2 protein-coding genes are annotated in these 5,156 nt (G+C 49.0%); both read right to left on the reverse strand.

What is annotated here, in order from left to right:
• A partial coding sequence (locus ACO0LB_RS20325) for a DUF4347 domain-containing protein (protein ID WP_423052478.1) occupies positions 1–3,847 on the reverse strand: 3,847 nt, incomplete at its 3' end.
• On the reverse strand, positions 3,844–4,704 hold the full coding sequence (locus ACO0LB_RS20330) for a sulfotransferase (protein ID WP_423052480.1): 861 nt from the start codon (positions 4,702–4,704) through the stop codon (positions 3,844–3,846). The genes ACO0LB_RS20325 and ACO0LB_RS20330, both read right to left, overlap by 4 nt.
• Positions 4,705–5,156: the final 452 nt, after the last annotated feature.

Genomic DNA, 5,156 nt, shown 5'->3' on the forward strand with positions numbered 1-5,156 from the left:
CGAGTGTAAAGTCGCTCGCATCGACTCCGGTGACACTTTCGCTGAAGACGAGGGTGAAATCAATATCGTTGCGGTTCGTCGGGTTGCTGTGCACTCTGTTGAGGCTCGTCGCAAATGGCGCAATATTCGTATAAATGACGATCGCTTTATTATTGCCCAGAGAGCCAGTTGCTCCCGGGGTGGCGAGTGTTAACGTGGCGTTATTTCCGAGGATATCCTTGATGGTGCCACCGTTCAGACTCAGAGCTGCGTTGCTCTGGTAATCAAGATCATTACTGGTATCGCCTGGTTGTACCGTGTAATTGAAGCTGATGGTGTTGGTGCCTGAGCCACTGGTATAAGTGAGTATCCGGTCAATGGCGCCTGTTTCCAGTGTCAGTTGTGGTGTTCCGGTAACATTAGCAACTTCATTGAAGGTGATGCTAATCGGTATAACTGCACCGGCGGAATAAGTGCTATTGGCCACACTTGAACTGACATTGGTGACGACAGGGCCGCTATTGTCGATGGTATATAGCTGATCACCTGTACGACCGCCTGCGATAGCGTTTCCTACCGTGTCAATAATGCCGGTGCCGCTGTTTTTTAAATCAAGTCTTAGCGTGCCATCACCAGTAATGCCATTGACGGTAGCAGTGTAACCAGAACCACTTCCTGTGATACTGGCGATGGTAGCTGTGGCTGTGCCAGTTGCTACCAGAGCAAAGTCGCTGGTATCCACACCGCTCACGTTTTCTGAGAATGTGACGCTGTAGCTAAGATTGCTGGCGTTGCTCGGACTGGCTGAGGTGCGATTGATGCTGGTGAGTGCGGGTGCCACACCATCGACCAGAATATTGCTTGTGTTACCCACACCATTGAGGTTGAGAACCGCATTATTTCCAGCAGCGTCTTTGATGTTTCCACCGTTGAGGGTAATACTGCTGCCGAGGCTGACGCCATTGGTATCGAGGTTGCCATTGGTGACGGTGTAGTGAAATACCAAGGCAGAAGTCCCGCTGCCGCTGAGATAACTTGCAGAAACTGTGCCTCCGGTATCAAGCGTAACAGGGATGCCCGGATTACCAGTAACATTAACGACTTCATTAAAATTGACTGTAAAACTCAGGTCTTGCCCGGGAGCATAGGTCGCGTTGGCGGGCACGCTGACACTGTTGATGCTGGGAGCAATGCCGTCTACATTTACCGCACTAGTACTGGCGACACCATTCAAACTCAACGTTGCGTTATTTCCGGCGACATCTTTGATGGTGCCGCTGTTGAGCGTGATATTGCTACCGATAGCAATGCCGTTGATATCTTGGTTGCCACTTGCAACAACATAGCCAAATGTCAGCGTATTTGTACCTGAGCCACTCAGGTAAGTTGCCGCAACGGTACCACCGGTATCGAGTGTGATGGGGAGACTTGGAGTGCCAGTGACAACGACTGTTTCATTGAATGTCGTGGCGAAGTTCAGAGTTTGTCCTGTGATATAGGTTCCATTGGAAGGAACGCTGACGCTGCTGACGATGGGAATCCCGGTATCAAAAGTCAGTGTAGGACTGCTGCCTGCTCCACCGTTGTTACCCGCGACATCGGTATAAGTTGCTGCTGCAACAGTGATAGAAGCGCTACCATTGTTGGTTGCCGGATCAGGGGTAAATACAGCGGTGTGTATCGTACCGGAGCCACTGAAGTTGTTTAGGCTTCCTCCAGTTACGGTAATGTCGCCAGCAGTAAAACCTGTTACCGCTTCGCTGAATGTGAAAGTAATGGTCGCGGTTTCGCTCGCTTTGAGCGTGCTGACATTGCTACCGATTACCAGTGTCGGTGATTTGGTATCGATACTGAAGTTGTTACTACTGGTGGTACCGACACCCGGCGTGTTCGTTGAGTTAAAAGTACCGGCCATGTTGACCGAAATCTGATTGTTAGCACTTTCAATATTGGCATTCGGTGTAAAAGTTGCTGTATAGGTGATGTTGTCAGCAGTTTGCAAAGCAGAAAGCACACCGTTTGCAATAACGATATCGGAAGTCCCGAAGTCAGTGACCGCCTCAGAAAATGTAAACGTCAGACCTTGCGTATCGCCAGTCTTCAGTGTGCTTTTGGACAAAGCTATATTCAGTGTTGCAGGGGTGCTGTAAGGTGTAATCGTGCCAAGGTTTGCGTTAATACTGCTTCCGTTCGCACCTGCAATATTGCCAGTGCCTGAAGTGGTTCCACCAAAGCCGCCAACCCCTTTGTTTCCTGTGTTTAAAGTAGCGGCAGATGCAGCATCCATCAACAACGTGCCTGTAGACCAGATGCCACCGATGCCGTTGCCGCCATTGCCACCGTTGCCGCTATTCGCATAATTGGCTGCTGCACCGCCACCGCCACCGCCACCGGCAGCGATATTGTTGGTAATGGCACTGTTAATGACCTTGAGTGTGCCGCTATTGAATATGCCACCGACTGCATTTCCGCCGGTACCACCAGGGAAAAATCCACCACCACCACCACCACCGCCGCCGATAGAGATAGTTCCATTGTTGGCTGTCGCACCCGCGCCACCTACCGAGTAGCTTAAACCAACAAACGATATAAATGCGCCGCCGCCAGCGCCACCTGTACTGCTACCACCGTAACCGCCGCGCTGTCCACCGGAAGTTCCTGAACCATTGCCGCCATGTCCGGCAGTTGGTGCAGTTGGTGTTTCACCAGCCCGGTCAAAACCACCAGTACCACCAAAGCCCGCCCCATAACCGCCGCCACCGCCGCCACCACCACCTTTGGGAAACCCACCTCCAGTACCACCACCGCCAGAGGCTTTGTTGGCGGTGATCGTGCTATTCATGATGGTTAATGTGCCATCATTACGTATGCCGCCACCTGCACCATCAGATCCGGATCTGCCGGTTCCTGTTACGTTTCCAGTATTGTCTCCACCGTTCCCTAACGCCAAGCCATTAGTAATAATTAAATTATCAAGTGATGCTGTTGCTCCGGCTGAGACATTGATTACCCGAGTTAAATTGGCTCCGTCGATTGTGACTACACCACCTGCATTATTTTTACTGCCGATTATCGTTAACGAGTGCCCTGAATCGGCTGCGATATTGATCGTATTATTTGCCGTAAAAAGAATATCGCCCGTCAGCGTCAGCGTGTCGTCGACACCGTTACTATTGGCTGTTGTCAACGCAGACTGTAGGGTAGCGAGATCGGATGCTGTCAGCGTGGCCGCAAGATGATGCCACTCCGCCAGTTTTTGTACATCCAGTGGGGACGAGGTATTACTTGCTCCTGTTGAAATTTCAAGATTCCAGTCGCCACCACGATCCGCTGTTCCGGTGTCATTGTTCGATGCCGCAATGTTGGCACCAGTGACGATGGCAAGATCGTGAATAAATGTCTGCCCAACTTCGCTCGCAGCAATATCACAACCATACAAAAGAATTTGTCCCTGTGGACTCAGTGCATTAGCAATACTCTTTAATTCGTTTTGATATGCCGACAGGTTACCGTCATGGAGCACTGTATTTCCCAGCAACACCACGCCGTCAGCACCATGAGAAATAATAGAAATTGAATCGACATTGGTGACATTTTTCAGTGCAGTCGCAATTTGCGTTATACCATCCTGATTCTGGTCCAAAACAATGACCGTGGTTCCCAGCTTGGCTGCTGCAACGATCTGTTGGTAATCAGGCAAACGACTGTCGATAAAGATCAGTGCTTTTTGTGGGGCAGTACTCAGTATTGACTGACTGAACTCGTTGATCGACAGCATCGACGGTAACTTCACAGCATCAATAAAAGACATTGTGTTGTCGGCTGACAATAACGCGTCGCCTGCAGATAAAGGGGTGTAATTTATCATGACGATGATGAGTTGCTCTGGTTTGCTGTTGAATCGGTAGTAGTAATGACATTACAACGACTGCTGCTGTTGTCTTTCCAGAACGATAGAGATTCAAATTTCTCAAATAAATCAGGCGGCAGGATCGTAGGACGCTTTTCAAAACTCACGTACTTACGCACCTTATGCAATCCATGCATACCCAAAGGCGCATCAAATTCCGGTGCGTCATAGCTGACGTTACGGTAATCATGCTCAAACTCAGGTTCACCGATAAACTGATAAATCAGTGGTATCACTTTATGTGGAACCTGCGCCAGAAAATCATAATCCACGATCAGTAGCGACTCCGCGTGCTCACCGTAAAACGCTTCCTTTAAAGCCGTCCATGGATACCCCACCAGACGATTCGCCTGCGCCAGTGTTTCCACTCGGCTGTACACCGTATTCCGCTCCACATCATCATTGAACAAGCGCGTGATTTCATAGGGATTCGCCCGATAACGACGCTCCAGACTATCCATAATCCAAGCCATATTACGCACACAGGCAATTACTTTAGAGCCGGGAAATTGATCCATCAGCACCGGCATATGCGCACTCCACATCCGATTCGTATCAAAGATCACCTGCTTATCGGGATGGTCAGCGTAATACGACGAAAAAAGGCCATGTGTCAGGCGACGCCGTTGATCCTTGGTGACGACACTACTGAATTCACTGCCAGCCCCTAACTGATTCAACATGCCACGTAAGAGACTACCGACAGGGCTGGTCATGCCGGCATGAAAGCGAGGATTTTGCAACAGCAGTGCGGCTAACAAGGTGGAGCCAGAACGCGGCAGACCGGAGATGAAGTGGTATTGAGGAGTCATCATGAGTTTTATTCTTTAATCGTAAAGTATGGCGACCCGGATGGAGCGGTTTCTTATCCGAAATTCACTTATCTGCTTGCCCGAATCACATTTTACGAACGCAAAATATAGAGAAATTAATATGACATAAATACATTATTTTATTGCCATTTCGTAATAAATTCGTAAGAAGGCACTTTTCATATAGATAATAGCGTTTTGTTATTGATTTATTTACCTTTATGTATTGATAATATGGCTACTGATGCCAAGCAATCAAAAGTTAGCGTCGTGTCTGTGCGGATAGATAGTAGTTTCGCAATGTTCTATCGAAGTTGAAGAGCGACGTCGTCAAGGCTTACCTGACAACTTCCCGACACCGGTTTTGCTCATTTTTTCAGGTTCAGGCAACAGATTGCTTGCACAGGATAATTACCTTGTTCGTCATCCTGTACTTGGGCAACAGATTTGGTTTA

This window comes from Undibacterium sp. SXout7W, from assembly GCF_049339385.1.
In the GTDB taxonomy this organism is placed as follows: domain Bacteria; phylum Pseudomonadota; class Gammaproteobacteria; order Burkholderiales; family Burkholderiaceae_D; genus Undibacterium.

What these genes read in the sequence shown, in the direction of transcription:
- ACO0LB_RS20330 (WP_423052480.1), bottom strand. Translation starts at nt 4,704, where the DNA reads ATGATGACTCCTCAATACCACTTCATCTCCGGTCTGCCGCGTTCTGGC.